The organism is Seonamhaeicola algicola (genome assembly GCF_007997385.1).
GTDB classification, from domain to species: Bacteria; Bacteroidota; Bacteroidia; order Flavobacteriales; family Flavobacteriaceae; genus Seonamhaeicola; species Seonamhaeicola algicola.
On sequence record NZ_VOSC01000030.1, the window covers coordinates 34,981 to 51,209 of the forward strand.

General features: G+C 33.2%; 15 protein-coding genes and 1 tRNA gene. 10 read left to right on the forward strand and 6 right to left on the reverse strand.

What is annotated here, in order from left to right; genetic code table 11:
* Positions 1-39: 39 nt before the first annotated feature.
* Complete coding sequence (locus tag FUA26_RS12455; RefSeq protein ID WP_147136608.1) at positions 40-903, reverse strand: family 16 glycosylhydrolase; 864 nt, start codon at positions 901-903, stop codon at positions 40-42.
* Positions 904-998: 95 nt separating this feature from the next.
* Complete coding sequence (locus FUA26_RS12460) at positions 999-1,766, reverse strand: IclR family transcriptional regulator (RefSeq protein ID WP_147136611.1); 768 nt, start codon at positions 1,764-1,766, stop codon at positions 999-1,001.
* Between the two features lie 99 nt (positions 1,767-1,865).
* Here FUA26_RS12460 and FUA26_RS12465 point away from each other — a divergent pair, with 99 nt between their 5' ends.
* From FUA26_RS12465 to FUA26_RS12500, 8 genes are read left to right on the forward strand one after another with little or no spacing between them, the layout of a single operon-like run.
* Positions 1,866-2,936 carry an L-rhamnose/proton symporter RhaT gene (locus FUA26_RS12465; protein ID WP_147136614.1) on the forward strand — a complete coding sequence of 357 codons (1,071 nt, stop codon included), beginning with the start codon at positions 1,866-1,868 and terminating at the stop codon, positions 2,934-2,936.
* A gap of 14 nt (positions 2,937-2,950) precedes the next feature.
* Complete coding sequence (locus FUA26_RS12470) at positions 2,951-4,102, forward strand: ABC transporter substrate-binding protein (RefSeq protein WP_147136617.1); 1,152 nt, start codon at positions 2,951-2,953, stop codon at positions 4,100-4,102.
* 7 nt (positions 4,103-4,109) lie between these two features.
* A complete protein-coding gene (locus tag FUA26_RS12475; protein ID WP_147136620.1) occupies positions 4,110-5,252 on the forward strand; it encodes a CaiB/BaiF CoA transferase family protein in 1,143 nt (380 codons plus the stop codon).
* 3 nt (positions 5,253-5,255) lie between these two features.
* Positions 5,256-6,401, forward strand: coding sequence for a CaiB/BaiF CoA transferase family protein (locus FUA26_RS12480; RefSeq protein ID WP_147136623.1), 1,146 nt, complete (start codon positions 5,256-5,258; stop codon positions 6,399-6,401).
* Positions 6,401-7,636: an ABC transporter substrate-binding protein gene (locus FUA26_RS12485; RefSeq protein WP_147136626.1), complete on the forward strand. Its 1,236-nt coding sequence runs from the start codon at positions 6,401-6,403 to the stop codon at positions 7,634-7,636. The genes FUA26_RS12480 and FUA26_RS12485 overlap by 1 nt, the downstream gene beginning before the upstream one ends.
* 2 nt (positions 7,637-7,638) lie before the next feature.
* Positions 7,639-8,709, forward strand: a complete 1,071-nt coding sequence (locus FUA26_RS12490) for a Gfo/Idh/MocA family protein (RefSeq protein WP_147136629.1) — start codon at positions 7,639-7,641, stop codon at positions 8,707-8,709.
* A gap of 22 nt (positions 8,710-8,731) precedes the next feature.
* Entirely contained in the window at positions 8,732-9,190 is a 459-nt protein-coding gene (locus FUA26_RS12495) for a MaoC family dehydratase (RefSeq protein WP_147136632.1), read from the forward strand.
* Positions 9,191-9,201: 11 nt separating this feature from the next.
* Positions 9,202-10,767 (forward strand): alpha-L-fucosidase, encoded by a 1,566-nt coding sequence (locus FUA26_RS12500; RefSeq protein WP_147136635.1) that lies wholly within the window; start codon positions 9,202-9,204, stop codon positions 10,765-10,767.
* 85 nt (positions 10,768-10,852) lie between these two features.
* Here the strand turns inward: FUA26_RS12500 and FUA26_RS12505 are convergent, their stop codons facing one another.
* Positions 10,853-11,566, reverse strand: coding sequence for a hypothetical protein (locus tag FUA26_RS12505; protein ID WP_147136640.1), 714 nt, complete (start codon positions 11,564-11,566; stop codon positions 10,853-10,855).
* Positions 11,563-14,292, reverse strand: coding sequence for a T9SS type A sorting domain-containing protein (locus FUA26_RS12510; protein ID WP_147136643.1), 2,730 nt, complete (start codon positions 14,290-14,292; stop codon positions 11,563-11,565). Before FUA26_RS12510 ends, FUA26_RS12505 begins: the two co-directional genes overlap by 4 nt.
* A 170-nt stretch (positions 14,293-14,462) precedes the next feature.
* On the opposite strand from FUA26_RS12510, the gene FUA26_RS12515 reads away from it, so the two are divergent.
* Positions 14,463-14,546 (forward strand) — tRNA-Leu (locus FUA26_RS12515).
* 47 nt (positions 14,547-14,593) lie between these two features.
* Here FUA26_RS12515 and FUA26_RS12520 read toward each other — a convergent pair.
* Positions 14,594-14,905, reverse strand: a complete 312-nt coding sequence (locus FUA26_RS12520) for a hypothetical protein (RefSeq protein ID WP_147136645.1) — start codon at positions 14,903-14,905, stop codon at positions 14,594-14,596.
* A 97-nt stretch (positions 14,906-15,002) separates the two neighbouring features.
* Positions 15,003-15,194, reverse strand: a complete 192-nt coding sequence (locus tag FUA26_RS12525; RefSeq protein WP_147136647.1) for a hypothetical protein — start codon at positions 15,192-15,194, stop codon at positions 15,003-15,005.
* A gap of 193 nt (positions 15,195-15,387) precedes the next feature.
* On the opposite strand from FUA26_RS12525, the gene FUA26_RS12530 reads away from it, so the two are divergent.
* Positions 15,388-16,227: a universal stress protein gene (locus tag FUA26_RS12530; protein WP_147136650.1), complete on the forward strand. Its 840-nt coding sequence runs from the start codon at positions 15,388-15,390 to the stop codon at positions 16,225-16,227.
* The last annotated feature ends 2 nt before the right edge of the window (positions 16,228-16,229 follow it).

Sequence of the window (16,229 nt, forward strand, 5' to 3'; positions counted from 1 at the left end):
TGTTCCAACAAAAAATATGAAACAAGCTTTGTTTTTATGTTATTTTTTTAATTCCCATGCTCTAAAATACTTTACATGGTATTCACCATTTAATCTATTATCATCAGGTAATGCGCCAAACCACTTGTTAGATTCGCAATTAAAATTCACCTCTAATGGCTGATGCCAATGTGTGTTTTTAGCCTCTCTAAACAATACACCATCAATATAAAATCTAATAAAATCTGGTGTCCATTCTAAACCCCAAACATGATAATCTGCCTGCAATTCTAACGGAAAGTAATACTTCTTTGTTCTTGAAAAATGTTTTTTAACATCGCCTTTATCTTTTGGTGCTCTAAAAACATGAATATTTGAGTTTAAATCATGCCTATTATAATGTAGCCCGGGCGCATTCTCACAAATATCAATTTCTGTCCACCAATCTTTACTTACATTTGTCATCCAAAAACCTGAAACCCAAGGCGCATCCATAAGCTTAACTTCAGCTTCAAAATAACCGTACAAAAACTTATTTTTACTTTTAATAAAACCAGTTGAATGGGTGTAACCTTCAGGCAATTGCTCATTACCGTGCTTATTTACTCTAATTACTAACTCATCATTTTCTAAACTTACGTTTGAACCATGAAAATATGTTGGCTTTCTCCCTTTCCATCCCGGATTGTTAGGGTACCACCGTTCTGTATTCAAAGTTTTTGTGTTAAACTCATCAGATAATGCTTTTAAAAGTTTCCAATTTTTTGAGTTATTTTGATCGGACAAAGGAAACTTATTATTTTTTCGTTTTGGAGCATTTTCCAAACTAACAGAATCTATGTATTTTTTTGGTGGAATTGTTAAATCTTGTGAATTTGTATTTTGAAATGCCATAAGCATTAGTAAAGCGCATAAATATTTCATAATATTATTTTTTTATATTACAAAATTAAATGCAATGGTAAGCTCTTAATAAAACGAATGGTTAAAAGCGTTGTACTTATGAGTTTTTTTTAACGTTAAACTCCTATTAACTTATTAATATCTTCTTGTGTTTGTTTTAAATTTTCTATAATAGTTTCCATGTTCAACTCTTCATGTAATGTTGAAGTAAATACTGAAACTGCTAAAACTGCCGGTACTTCAGAGTTTTTACCAATAGGTATTGCAATATCTGTTATTCCGCTTGTTAACTGGCTATCGGCTGTTCTGTAACCCCTTTCTTTTATAGCTTCTACTTCTTCAAGAAATGTTTGTTTTTTTTCTTTTTCCCAGGTTTTGTAAAAAACATCTCTTGATAAAATACTTGTGCGTTCTTTTTTATTTAACATTGAAAGAAGCGTCATGCCTGAAGTTGTTTTTGTTAACGGAAAATGTGTACCTACCTCAATAGATAATGATACCGCACTTGGGCTTCGCATTTGTGATATTACTAATAATTGATCATTATTCATAATACTTAAATGACAAGATTGCCTTGTATTTTCACTTAACATTTGCATAGGATAATGTGCTACACGTTTAAGCTCGTCAAATGGTGTATGTGAATGTGATAAACTATACATTTTTAATGACAACCTGTATTTACCTGCATTATGCCCTCTTACAATATATCCGCGCTGCTCTAAACACACCAACATTCTATAAATTTCACTTGGTGTTCTATTAATGCCTTGGGCTATCTCTGCTTGCGTTAAAGGCACACGCTCTTTTGATAAGTATTCTAAAATATCTAAACCCTTATCTAAAGCTGGTGCATTATATTTTACAGTATTTGTATCTGCCATATTAAAAAAGTATTACACAATATTAATAAAACTATTCTAATTATTTGCTTATTTCATATATAAAATATAATTTCGTATTTAAACTAAACTAAAAAAAATATGGCTAATCCAATTCTAGGAACACTTATTCATGCCGTTGGTGGTATTGCTGCTTCAACATGTTATGTTCCTTTTCAAAAAGTAAAAAAATGGTCTTGGGATTCGTACTGGATTGTTCAAGCATCATTTGCATGGTTCATTTTTCCTTTTTTAATAGGTTTTTTAACCGTACCTAATTTAATGGATGTTTTTAAAGAAGCTACCAATGAAGTATTAATAAATGCTACACTATTAGGATCTGTATATGGTTTTGGTGGTATGTGCTTCGGTTTTGCAATTAGGCATATTGGGTATTCACTTACTTACACAATATCTATTGGTATTTCAGCCATACTGGGCACTATAGTGCCACTAATTATGCATGGTACATTGGTTGAAAAATTTAATGCCCCAGGTGGTTACATCATTTTTTTAGGTATGTTTTTAGCGCTTATTGGAATTATTATTTCTGGTATTGCTGGTTACAGAAAAGAAAAAGATTTAAAAAATAATAACGTAAATAACGCAGAGCCTCTAACTTTCAATATGAAAAAAGGCTTAATACTTACATTAATAGCAGGTGTACTTTCTGCTGTTTTTGGTATTTCATTAGAGGTAGGCGCACCTGTTGCTGAAATAGCAAATAAGTACGGGGCAGGTAATTTTGAAGGCAATGCAAACTTAATACTTTCAACAGGAGGCGCATTTATTACAAACTTTATTTGGTTTACCATTGTTGGCTTAAAAAACAACACACTAAAAGAAGTTATTAGTGTTAAAAATATTGGTAAAAAAAATTATACCTTAAACTTAGGCATGTCTATTTTAAGTGGTGCATTGTGGTACGGACAATTCTTTTTTTACGGTATTGGCCACGTACAAATGGGCAACTTCAAATTTGCTAGTTGGGTACTACACATGTCTATGCTTATTTTCTTTAGCTACATAGTTGGTATTGTTTTAAAAGAATGGAAACAAGTTACTAAACGCACATATTTTACATTGGTTTTTGCTTTAATTATCTTGGTTATATCTTTTATAGTTATAGCCTACGGAAGTAAACTAGGAACCGATTTAACTACTGGTCATTAAATACACACATATAAATGAGTACACACCCTATACATTTAAAAGGCATTACATGGAATCATAGTCGCGGATTCACCTCGGTTGTTGCCACTGCACAACGCTTTTGCGAATTAAACCCTAACATAACAATAACTTGGGAAAAACGTTCGTTACAAGCATTTGCCGATGAACCAATTGACGAACTAGCAAAACGATATGATTTGTTAATTATAGATCATCCATGGGCTGGTTTTGCAGGTAAAAACAATGTTATACTTCCTTTAGACGAATATCTTCCAAAGGAATTTATGAAAGATTTAGAGGAAAACACCGTTGGGCACTCACACAAAAGCTACGCCTCTAATGGCCACCAATGGGCTTTAGCCATTGATGCTGCAACACCTGTAGCTTCTAGCAGACCCGATATGTTTGCTGAAAAAGGTTTAAAACTACCTAAAACCTATAATGATTTGTTAGAACTTGCTAAAAAAGGCTTGGTTATTATGCCCGGTATTCCACAAGATACTTTAATGAATTTTTATATGATGTGTTGCAATTTAGGTGAAAATGTTTGCACCTCAAAAGAGCATGTTGTAACCGAAAATATTGGTATTCAAGCTTTAGAAATGCTACGAGAATTAGCTGTTGAAATGGATTCTGAAATTTTTAACTGGAACCCCATTCAAATATATGAAGCTATGACGCAAACCGATAAATACGCTTATTGTCCGTGGGCTTATGGCTATACAAATTATAGCAGAAATGGATATGCACGTAAACCACTCCATTTTCATGATATGATAGAAATTAATGGTAGTGGTGCTATTTCAACTTTAGGAGGCACTGGTTTAGCGGTATCTGCCCAAACAAAACATACCAATACTGTTATGAAATATGTTGAATACACAGCTTCTGAAGCTTGCCAAAAAACTATTTTCTTTGATAATGGTGGCCAACCAGGGCATAGAAAAGCCTGGACTGATGCCCACACCAATAATGTTACAGCAAACTTTTTTAAAAATACACTACCAGCACTAGACCGTGCATTTTTAAGACCTCGGTACAATGGCCACATGTATTTTCAAGATAGAGCCGGTGCACCAATTAGAGATTATATGATGCATGGTGGCAATGAAAAAAAACTACTTAAAGGCTTGAATGACTTGTATAAAAAATCACTAGAAATTTAATTGTATTATGAAACCATTAGAAGGTATAACGGTTCTTGAATTTGCACAGTTTATGGCTGGCCCTTCGGCAGGCCTTAAATTGGCAGATTTGGGTGCGCGCGTTATTAAAATAGAAAGACCCGTAAAAGGTGAAGCTGGCAGACAAATAGCCCTTAAAAATCTATTTTTAGATGGCAGCAGTTTGGTTTTTCATACGGTAAACAGAAATAAAGATTCTTACGCAGCCGATTTAAAAAATCCTGAAGACTTAGAGCGTGTTAAAAAGTTAATTGCCCAAGCTGATGTAATGACACATAATTTTAGGCCAGGTGTTATGGAAAAAATTGGGTTAGATTACAACACGGTTAAAAAAATAAACCCACAACTAATTTATGCTACCGTAACTGGCTATGGTTCAGTTGGGCCATGGGCTAAAAAACCAGGACAAGATTTATTAGTGCAGTCTATGTCTGGCTTTGCCAATTTAACTGGAAATAAAAACGATAATCCAACACCAGTTGGTGCAGCCCTAGCCGATTTAATTACTGGTGTACACCTTTCACATGGTATTTTATCTAGTTTAATAAGAAAAGAAAAAACAGGCCAAGGCGCTTTAGTAGAAGTAAGCTTACTAGAATCTACGCTAGATTTTCAGTTTGAAGTTATAACCACCTATTTAAACGATGGCAACCAAAAACCTGTACGTGCAAAACAAGGGTCTGCACACGCCTATTTAGGCGCTCCATACGGTGTATACAAAACAAAAAACGGCTATATTGCTTTGGCAATGGGCTCTTTAATAAAACTAGGCGAAGTACTCAATTGTAAAACTTTAACAGCGTACACAGACTCAAAATCATGGTTTACAAACCGCGATGAGATTATGGACATATTAAGGTCGTTTTTAATTACTGAAAACACATCGTATTGGCTTGAAATATTAGAAAAAGAAGGTATTTGGTGTTCAAATGTGTTTGACTACAAAACACTATTAAATCATGAAGCCTACAACGTATTACAATGGGACCAAAAAATACAATTACTTTCAGGCGAACAAGTACACACCACACGCTGCCCAATTAGAGTAAATGACAAACGATTATTTGCCGAAAAACCAGCACCAAGAGTAGGCCAACATACTGATGCCATTATTAAAGAATTTAACCTGTAAGCCATGAAACCATTACAAGATATATTAATTATAGATTTAAGTCAGTTTTTATCAGCACCTTCAGCAACCCTACGTTTGGCCGATTTAGGAGCTAGAGTTATAAAAGTTGAACGCCCAGAAACAGGTGATATTTGTCGTCAATTATATGTTTCAAACACTATTTTAAATGGTGAATCATCAGTTTTTAGAGCCATCAACAGAAATAAAGAAAGCTTTCAAGCAGATTTAAAAAATGATACTGACAAACAACGTGTGCTTAAGCTCATTGAAAAAGCCGATGTATTAGTACACAACTTTCGGCCTGGTGTTATAGATAGACTTGGTTTTGATTATGATACAATAAAAAAAATAAACCCTAAAATTGTATATGGTGAAATTTCAGGTTATGGTACTGAAGGTCCTTGGAAAGCTAAACCTGGCCAAGATTTACTATTACAATCGTTATCAGGTTTAACTTGGCTAAATGGTAACCAAGGTAATGGGCCCACACCTGTTGGTCTTGCTATTGTTGATATTTTATCAGGCGGACATTTAGTCCAGGGTATTTTAGCCGCATTACTAAACCGCATAAAAACAGGGAAAGGCTCTAAAGTATCGGTTAGTATGCTAGAATCTATTTTAGATTTTCAATTTGAATCTATCACAACATTTTATCATGATGGTGGGCAACCAACCTTACGCCCAAAACGCCACAGTGCACACGCATATTTAGGAGCACCTTATGGAGTTTATAAAACCAGCAACGGCTATTTATCATTAGCTATGGGATCTATTCCTTTTTTAGGCGAATTATTAGGCAACAAAAAACTAACAGCATTCCAAGAAATAGAAAGTTGGTATAATAAAAGAGACGAAATTAAAGATTTACTAGCCGAAACACTATCTAAAAACACCTCTGAACATTGGCTATCTATTTTAGAACCGGCAGATATATGGTGTGCCAAAGTAATGAATTGGGATGAACTTTTTGAACTTGAAGGCTTTAAAGTACTAGACATGATACAGGAAGTTGTTATGGGCGATGGCTTTAAATACCAAACCACACGATGCCCTATTAAAATAGATGGAAACGTATTAAAATCTAATTTAGGTTCGCCTGCTTTAGGTGAACATACACAAGCTATTTTAAACGAATTGATAAAAGCATAATGAATAAAGATAAACTCAGAATAGCGGTTAGAAAATTTGATGCTTTTGAATCGGCCATTGCTAAAATATGGGATAAATTTTGTTATCAAATTGGTACAGATTTAGAACTTGAAGCTGTTCCGTTAGAGCTTCATCCGTTATACGACACCATTTTAAAAGAAGAAGGGTTAAAAAAAGGGCTTTGGGATATAGCGCTTATAAATACTGATTGGATTACCGAAGCATACAGCAATAATGCCATTGAAAACTTAACGCCTTATATAAAAAATAATCCGCCTGAAGACTTCCCAAACGGTTGGTCTCATTCGCTTCGATACAAACAAGAATTTAATAATAATGTTGTTGCACTACCCTTTCATGACGGGCCCGAATGCTTAATATACAGAAAAGATTTATTTGAATCTATTGAAGAAGGTGTTAATTTTTACAGCACTTACGGCAAACCTTTAGAAATTCCTAAAACTTGGGATGATTTAATGCAAGTTGCTGAGTTTTTTAACAGGCCAGAACAAAACTTATACGGCACAACCTTTGCTGCTTATCCTGATGGGCACAATACTGTTTTTGATTTTTGCCTACAGCTTTGGACACGTGGCGGTGACCTTTTTGACCAAAATAAAAACATAAAACTAAACTCAAAAGCCGCCATTGAAGGCATGACATTTTATCGTAAAGCCTTAAAAAACACAAATGCAATACACCCAAAATCCAGAGATTTTGATTCTGTAAAATCAGGTATGGCTTTTGCCAGTGGCAACTTAGCTATGATGGTTAATTGGTTTGGTTTTGCTTCAATGTGCGAATTTTTAGAAACCTCAAAAGTAAAAGGTAAAGTAGATATAGCCAACGTACCTGCAGGCCCTAATGGAGAAGGCTCATCATTAAACGCCTACTGGATGTATGTTATTGGTAGCGGTAGCAAACATAAAGACATAGCCTATGAATTTATAAAATTTGCCGTAAACCAAGAAAATGACAAACTACTTACTCTAGAAGGCGCTATTGGCTGCCGAAAATCTACATGGCATGATGCAGATGTTAATAATGAAGTACCCTATTATCATAAATTAGAAACACTTCATAAAAACACAAAATCTTTACCCAGAAAATCAAATTGGTCTAGCATTGCTAATGTTATTGATGCTTTGGTTTTAGATGTTATAAACACATCAAAAAACATTGAAACCATATTAAACGAAGCGCAAGAAAAAGTAAATCAAATAGAAAATATTTAATCATGGATTTAGTTTACAAACCAGAATTACCAAAAGAAAACAGACCCATTTACATTATAGGCGCAGGTGGCATAGTACGTGATGCGCACTTACCTGCTTATAAAAAAGCAGGATTTAATGTTGCTGGTATAACAAACCGAACCAAACAGCGCGCTATTGATGTTGCCAAAAGTTTCAATATACCAAATGTGTTTAACTCAGTTGAAGATATGGTAGCACATGCACCAGAAAACGCAGTGTTTGATTTAACATTAATGCCCAATCAATTTGTTAAAACTTTAGAATTATTACCCGATAATGCTGCCGTTTTAATTCAAAAACCCATGGGCGATTATTATGAACAAACATTAGAAATTTTAAACGTTTGCCGAAGAAAACATTTAATTGCTGCCATTAATTGCCAAATGCGCTTTGCCCCTTATGTAATGGCCGCAAAATACATGATAGAAAAAGGATTAATTGGCCAACTATATGATTTTGAAGTTAGATTATCTATCTACACACCATGGGAGTATTTCCCAAACGTTGTTAATCATCCACGGTTAGAAATTCAACAACACAGTATTCATTATATAGATTTAATTCGTTCGTTTTTAGGCAACCCCAAAAAGGTATATTCAAAAACCTTAAAAAACCCAGCCAAAAAAATGTCGTCTACTAGAACCACTACTATTATGGATTATAGTGATGCTATGCGTGCTATTATAAACACCAATCACGATCATAATTTTGGAGAAAAAAACCAAGAAAGTTTTGTTAAATGGGAAGGCACTAAAGGTGCTATAAAAGCTCGTATTGGCTTATTGCTAGATTACCCAAACGGAAAACCAGACTTATTTCAATATTGTTTAATTGAAGAAGGCAAAATTCCCAAATGGGTAGAAGTTCCTTTAGAAGGCTCATGGTTCCCTGATGCTTTTGTAGGCACTATGGCCTCATTAATGCGTTATGTTGAAGGTTCTTCAAAAGAATTACATACAAGTGTTGAAGATGTAGTACACTCTATGGCTATTGTTGAAGCCGCTTATCAATCTAATAATAACGGAGGCGTTACTCCAAATTACAATATTTAATAGAACTAGAAAAAGTATTAATATGCATATAAAATCGCAATTTTTTGAAGACTACACCTTAGGGCATAAAAGAGAAACTTTAGGAAGAACCATTACTGAAACAGATTTTGTTGTTCATGCAGGACACACTGGCGATTATTTTCCACATCATATGGATGCTGAATGGTGTAAAAGTCAACCATTTAAACAACGTATTGCCCACGGCACCTTAACTTTTTCTGTTGGTATTGGCATGACAGCTACAGAAATTAACCCCGAAGCTTTCTCAAAAGGATATGACCGTTTGCGCTTTATCAAACCTGTACATATTGGTGATACCATTAGAGTTGTTGTTACAATTTCAGAAAAAAAAGACTCAAAACACCCTCATTTAGGTCACATAAATGAGCATGTTGAAATTTTTAACCAAAATGATGAACTTGTTTTAGTATGCGATCATATTTTATTAGCAAAGAAAAAAGAACATCCAGAAAATCAATAAAAACTAAACACATGAATAAGGTATTAATAGTATTACTTGTAACAACATTGTTTTCATGTAATAACAAAACAAAAGCTCAAGATAACGCTAATGAAACCCCAAAAGAAGCTAAAGCTACTTATGAAGCTGATTGGGAATCACTCAAACAACACAAAACTCCAGATTGGTTTTTAGATGCCAAATTTGGTATTTATTGCCATTGGGGGCCATACAGTGTGCCAGCTTATGAAAACGAGTGGTATGCACATTGGATGTATGTTGATGAAAATAACCCCGAAGCCAAAAATGGTAAAGCACATAAAATACATGACTACCATGTAAAAACATATGGCCCTTTAAATGAATTTGGCTATAAAGATTTTATCCCCATGTTTAAAGCCGAAAAATTTAACGCAGCAGAATGGGCAGACTTATTTGAAAAAGCAGGCGCTAAATTTGCAGGACCAGTATCTGAACATGCCGATGGATTTGCTATGTGGGATAGTGACCTAACTGAATGGGATGCCAAAGATATGGGGCCAAAGCGTGATGTAATGGGAGAGCTAGCAAAAGAAATTCGTAAAAGAAATATGAAATTTATTGCTACATACCACCGCCAATGGTTATTTGGCTGGTACCCTACTTGGGATGAAAACACTGATGCCTCAAACCCTGAATATGCAGGACTTTATGGCCCAAAATTAAAGAAAGGCGATAATAAAATGCCGCGTAGTAAACATGAAATTGATAATAACATTGAAAAGTATTACCCTGTAGCTGATAAAGCTTTTAATGATGAATGGCTAAACCGACTTAAAGAAATTATTGATAAATATAACCCAGATTTAGTTTGGTTTGATAATAAAATGGATATTATTAGTGAAGAGCACAGAAAAGGTTTTTTACAATATTATTACAATGAGGCCGAAAAGAAAAACCAAGAAGTAGTATCTACTTATAAGTTTTATGATTTTGCTAAAGGCAGTGCTGTATATGATTTAGAACGCGCAAGAATGCGTGAGAAAAAGGATTTTCCTTGGCTTACAGATGACTCTATTGACTGGAAATCTTGGAGCCATATTAGTAATCCAGATTATAAATCTACCAATCGTTTAATTGATTTTTTAGTTGATGTAGTAAGTAAAAATGGTGCCGTACTTTTAAATATTACACCAAGAGCAGACGGCACAATACCTGAGCCAGTTAAAGAACGTTTACTTGAAATGGGGCAATGGTTAAAAATTAATGGCGAAGCTATTTACGGCACACGTACTTTTGATATTTATGGTGAAGGTGATGCTAAAGTAGTTGAAGGACACTTAAGTGAACGAAAAAATGCTGATAATACAGCAAAAGACATTAGGTTTACAACCAAAGGAGAAACACTTTATGCTATTGTTCTAGACTGGCCTGAAGGCAATGAATTGGTTATAAAATCACTTAAGCAAGGTAACACACTTTTAAAAAAGCCAATAAAAACTATTGATTTTATTGGAGGACAAGCTAATTTAGATTTTGAAGTTAAAACTGACGGTTTACACATTAAACTTCCCAAAAAATCTGGCAACCATGCTTACACATTTAAAATGAATTTTTAGTGCTAAAAATTAAAAATAGTTATAATAAAAATCCAGAGTTAGTAACTCTGGATTTTTTTTGACAACACAAAAATACTACTGTACACTATTCTGTTCTAAACTCAAAAACCTGCGACTCAGAGCTAGAACCACTGTAGTCAGTAGTTATTACTTTCCAATAATAAACAGTATTTGCTGTTAATGCTATATTTTCTATACTTGTATTTGTAGTAGTTTCTTGTAGCGTTGTTGGCGGGTTATTGGTACCTAAGTAAACATCATATGATGCTATATCATTATCTGCATCACTACCTGTCCAACTTAAGGTTACTGGTGCTGCTACCTCACTACCCATTGCTGGCGCTACAACTTCTGCTGGAAATGGTGCATAATTTTCTACACCTTCGCCTGCGTTATAAAATTTCCAAGTTTCACTTGTGGCAGTAGTTGTGGTTTTATTTGATTTTGATACTACATACCATGAATATGCCGTATTTCTTTTAACTGTTATAGATATTGAATTATTGGCAGTATCATGTTCACTGGTTTCATCAGTACCTAAATTTTTTAATACAACTGTATAATTATTAGTATTTGCCGATATACTCCACTCAAAAGTTATTCTACTCTCGGTTTCTGATATTACAGTACCTTCATAGCATGCTTCATCTTTTAAAGGGAACTCTAATACTGTAGATTCTGGTGGCAATATACCACCTCCAGATGGTCCTCCATCTCCATCATCACTACCTCCTCCGCAACTAAATAATATTAATCCTATTATTAAGATACCGCTTTGTATATATTTATTTAGTTTCATTGTTTTATAATTTTGGTTTGAGAATTAATTTGTTGTGATTGAATTTTTACAAAATACATACCAGCCGTTAACTGGTTAGTTTCAACTACAGCTGAAACACTTCCTAGATTTACAGTTTTACTTATTACTACTTTTCCGGATGTAGAAACCACATCTACTACTGCAGTACTTGTTAAAGCCTGTGGAAATGATATTGTAAAGTGATCTTTTACACTATTAGGGTAAATTGCTACATCTGAAAATGAGGTTATCATTTTTTCAAAATTACCTTGACAATCTTTATCTGCTTTTACAGATAATGTATTTAAGCCTTTTGATAAATTTAACGTTATTTGACTTGAACTAGTTTGTGTTTCTTCGCCATTTAAAACTATACGATATGTATTACCACCTTTTAAGTTTAATGTTAATTGCTGTTTTACATTATCTATTTTTGTACTTACTAATAAATCTTCTGGTTCATCTACATTTACAGTAAAACATTGTTTATAGTTTGCATCTTGGGTGGTAGTAATGCATACAGTATATGAGCCTCCGCTTAAATCTTCAAATGATACATCACTTGTAAATGATTTACTTGCTGATGTTTCTTCTATAACTGCTGTAAAATCAAACGAGGTTTCTAATGAATTTATAACTATAATACCATCATCACTTCCTTTGCATGACTCACCAATGCCTTTTATTTTAAAGTTATTTGATGGTAGTGTAAATACTGTACATCCATCTGTATTAACGGTAGAACCTAGTGGCGTGTCTGGACATAAATCATCAGCATTGTCTACACCATCGTTATCATCATCATTCGGGTCAAAAACAACACAATTCTCTCCTGGTAAACCATAGCATCCTTGACCTGTTGGCCCGTATAAAGGCTCCCATGTAATACCTGCAACCCATTGATCGCCTCCATTTTCATAGGCTCCAACATCAGGTGCAGCACCTTGAAATCCTTCAGTAAAACCTGTTATTTCTCTTCCTTGATCTATTGGAGAAGAGCCAGACTTTAAATTAAAATTACCTGCAGAAGAATTTACAAAAACATCTTCTGTAACTACTAAGTTGTTCTGTTTATCAGATTGTGGCTCCCAGTTATCATCACTTCCTAAGTTGTTCCATACTTTAACATTAGTAAACTGCGTGCCTTCTTTATGCCACGCCCCCATTACCTCTGATCCATTCCATAAAGTGTTGTTGTATATATTAATATCTGCACCATCCCAATTTATTTGTACATTAGTCCATTCTGTATTCCAAACTACATTATGATGAACATCATATTTTGAAGCACTATTATCTAAATAAATACCAGCAGCTTTATATTTTACGCCTGGCGAATCTGTATCATGAAACCAGTTATGATGTATTTCGGTAACTGTTTCTCTTGGCCCCACAGTATAAAACAATGCACAATCATCTGCTAAACGATTACTTTTATAAACGTTGTTATATGCAATTTCATTAGTTTCACCGTTATATTGGATAGCGTCTCTACCTCCATTAAAAATAGTATTATTTGTAACTAAAGTATTATTTATGCCTCTAATAATTAAAGGACCATCATAGACTGATAAAAAATCGAAATCATGTATGTAATTATCTTTAATTAACAAATTATTCCCTCTTGCATCAATTCCTGACGTTGCTCCAAATGCTACTTCACATTTTTCTATAACATGGTTTGAACCTTGAATTTTTATTGCAGCCTTTCCAGTATGAACACCGTCAAAAACACCTTGCGAGTGATTTGCATAAAACACTGAAAGGCCATAAAGTACAATATCTGTTGTATTATTATTTCCATTTGGTTGCCAAGTAGAAGTGTCTTCCATATTTATATTTCCTCCATACACAGCAAGGTTTCTTATTTGAATATGTTTTTTATTTTTTAAGTTGATAGTTTCTAATCTTCTACGCATGTTAATTTTACCATCTTCTGGAGCTACGCCTCCTGGTAATTGCACATAAAGTGTTTTTGTGGCTTCATCAAAATACCATTCGTTTTCATAATCTAAAGCCTCCTTAACACCTTCTAAATAGAAATCACCTAAATCTTTTGGTGGGTGAAATGTTCTAATCCAATCTTGACTTGATGTAAAATTAAAATTTACGCGACCTGCAGAACTACTTGTTATTGTTCTTTTCCAAGCTGTCCATCCTGAACCTGGTCTATCTCCATAAAACCACAACGCACCACCCGTCCAATCAATTCCAGGTATAGTTGCTTCAGTTAAATAAGCTCCATTTACAACGCTTCCATCACTACCGCCTGTATTTCTTATAGAATTAAGAATAAAAGGATCGTTACTAGTTTTATTTGGCCATCTGGCTAAATTTAGGGGTGTTTGATCATTTACAACAAAGTTTCCTTGACCTAGAGAATTAAAGGAAATAGTTGTTTTATAAATAGCACCACTATCTTGGGTCCAACCTGATAAGGCTTCCATTGCTGAAATAATTACTTTTTCTCCAGGATATGATTGAAAAATTATAGGATTACCTGGTGTTCCTGAATTTGCAGGTGTTAACGTTTCTTCGTAAGTTCCTTCTCTTATATAAACAATATCTCCGGCTACAGCAACACTAGCTGCTTTTGATATGGTTAAGTAAGGACTCTCCATGGTTCCTGGGTTACTATCATCACCATTTTTTGCTACATAAATATCTTTTGCAAACATATTTAAGCTAAAAAGCAACAATAAAGTGAACGTATAATTTTGTTTCATTTATAGTTTGTTTTAATTTATTGTCAAATGTAAATTTTATAACCACTTTTAAGTAGCACAAATGTTTAAATAGCTAGAATAAATGATTTACACATACCTGCTTTAAGAATTAAACTTAAAATGATTTGTTTATTTTAAAGTTGATATTATATATTTGCTCCACTAATAAAGCACACGTGGCGGAATTGGTAGACGCGCTGCCTTGAGGGGGCAGTGTTCTTAAGAACGTGGAGGTTCGAATCCTCTCGTGTGCACAACATTAAATTAAAAAGGGTAGATTTAAAATCTACCCTTTTCTTTTTTATAATAAAGCTACTTTTACAATAACCCAAACATCATAATACTCATCAAATTCATCTTTTTCAGATTCTATTTTGTAGGTAATATTAAAAACTTTACCATCGTATTTTTTGCTTGTTAAATCATAGGTTTTTAAAATACTTTCGTCAATTTTTTCAAATGAATAGTATTTTTCATCATCTTCACTATCTGTAAAATAGTAAGTACCATCTTCATAACCATCAAAAATAGCTTTTGCTGTTTTTAAATCTTGTGTAGTGTTTGTGTTTTTAAAAGATATTAATGCTAATAATAAAATGCAAATTGTTTTCATTGTTTAAAAAAATTAATTGTTAAATAAATATGTAATGATAACTACCAACCCTAATTATTTAGAGCTAGATTTTTTAATACGGAATTACTAATTAAGCCTATATTCTAACAGGTATTAAAAGTAATTTATGATTTAATAGAATAGGAAATATGGTTACACAAGCCTTTATTTTTGCTTGTATACTAAAAGCTAAAGAAGTATTAACCAAAGTCCAGTTACTCACACCATGAGCGCATTTTGAGTACAACTTCCAAACACTCAAAAATCTAGACTTAACTATGTGTTTCATTATGTTTTACTTGCCTAAAAACCAGTGGCAAACATTAATATAAAAGTAATTTATTTTTTAATTAGTTGTTATTTTTTTAGCTGTTTTTTTTAATGAATTTTATACTTTGTAAACTTAAATACTCTTGTGTTTTTTTATTGTAAATTAGTTTTTTTACTACCTTAGTTACAATGTAATTTATATAAGTATTACTATGAAAAATGTGCTTATACCAATTGATTTATCTGATAATTCAATAAACGCTTTAAACTACGCCCAAGCATTACTAAAAAATGTGCCTGTTAATTTTTACTTATTGGGAGTTTATATTAGTAATAAATCTATTTTATTGGGTGATGATTATAACAAAGAATGGCTTAATGAAATGGATAACAACGTTACCGAAAACATTAAAGCTTTAGCTCAAAAACACAATAACAAAGGCAACCTTAAACACAGTTTTAAAGCCATTACGCAAGCTAGTTCTCTACTTGATGCTATAAAAAAAGTAATACAAGAGAAAGGTATTGATTTGATTGTTTCTGGTACAAAAGGAGCTAGCGGACTTAAAGAAATTTTTATTGGTACTAATACACTTAAATTTATAAACAGCATAAATAACTGCCCTATTTTAGTGATACCTAGCAACTATAAATTTAATAAGCTACACCAAGTAGTATTTTCTACTAATTACAAGCGTGGTTTTAATAGCAATGAACTTAAAGTTTTAATAAATATTGCTTTAATTCATAAAGCCGTTATTGAAGTGGTGCAACTTACTGAAGAAAATTATTTAACCGAAACGCAAAAGATAAACAAAACCCAATTACAAGGCTATTTAGAAGATTTTGAATTTGTTTTTAATAAACTAGATTGGGAAGGTTCTGAAACCGAAACTATAAAAAATCATATTGAAAACACTAATAGTGAATTACTAGCTTTAATAAATCATAAACATAACTTTTTTTATAAGCTAACGGAAGAAAACGTTATTAAAAAAGCTAGTTTTTACAGCAAAATACCATTACTTATTTTACCTGAAATTTCGGTTTAACT

Excerpts from the sequence above, each read along its gene's own strand:
- FUA26_RS12455 (WP_147136608.1), bottom strand. The coding sequence starts at position 903 with ATGAAATATTTATGCGCTTTACTAATGCTTATGGCATTTCAAAATACA.
- FUA26_RS12460 (WP_147136611.1), bottom strand. The coding sequence starts at position 1,766 with ATGGCAGATACAAATACTGTAAAATATAATGCACCAGCTTTAGATAAG.
- FUA26_RS12465 (WP_147136614.1), top strand. The coding sequence starts at position 1,866 with ATGGCTAATCCAATTCTAGGAACACTTATTCATGCCGTTGGTGGTATT.
- FUA26_RS12470 (WP_147136617.1), top strand. The coding sequence starts at position 2,951 with ATGAGTACACACCCTATACATTTAAAAGGCATTACATGGAATCATAGT.
- FUA26_RS12475 (WP_147136620.1), top strand. The coding sequence starts at position 4,110 with ATGAAACCATTAGAAGGTATAACGGTTCTTGAATTTGCACAGTTTATG.
- FUA26_RS12480 (WP_147136623.1), top strand. The coding sequence starts at position 5,256 with ATGAAACCATTACAAGATATATTAATTATAGATTTAAGTCAGTTTTTA.
- FUA26_RS12485 (WP_147136626.1), top strand. The coding sequence starts at position 6,401 with ATGAATAAAGATAAACTCAGAATAGCGGTTAGAAAATTTGATGCTTTT.
- FUA26_RS12490 (WP_147136629.1), top strand. The coding sequence starts at position 7,639 with ATGGATTTAGTTTACAAACCAGAATTACCAAAAGAAAACAGACCCATT.
- FUA26_RS12495 (WP_147136632.1), top strand. The coding sequence starts at position 8,732 with ATGCATATAAAATCGCAATTTTTTGAAGACTACACCTTAGGGCATAAA.
- FUA26_RS12500 (WP_147136635.1), top strand. The coding sequence starts at position 9,202 with ATGAATAAGGTATTAATAGTATTACTTGTAACAACATTGTTTTCATGT.
- FUA26_RS12505 (WP_147136640.1), bottom strand. The coding sequence starts at position 11,566 with ATGAAACTAAATAAATATATACAAAGCGGTATCTTAATAATAGGATTA.
- FUA26_RS12510 (WP_147136643.1), bottom strand. The coding sequence starts at position 14,292 with ATGAAACAAAATTATACGTTCACTTTATTGTTGCTTTTTAGCTTAAAT.
- FUA26_RS12520 (WP_147136645.1), bottom strand. The coding sequence starts at position 14,905 with ATGAAAACAATTTGCATTTTATTATTAGCATTAATATCTTTTAAAAAC.
- FUA26_RS12525 (WP_147136647.1), bottom strand. The coding sequence starts at position 15,194 with ATGAAACACATAGTTAAGTCTAGATTTTTGAGTGTTTGGAAGTTGTAC.
- FUA26_RS12530 (WP_147136650.1), top strand. The coding sequence starts at position 15,388 with ATGAAAAATGTGCTTATACCAATTGATTTATCTGATAATTCAATAAAC.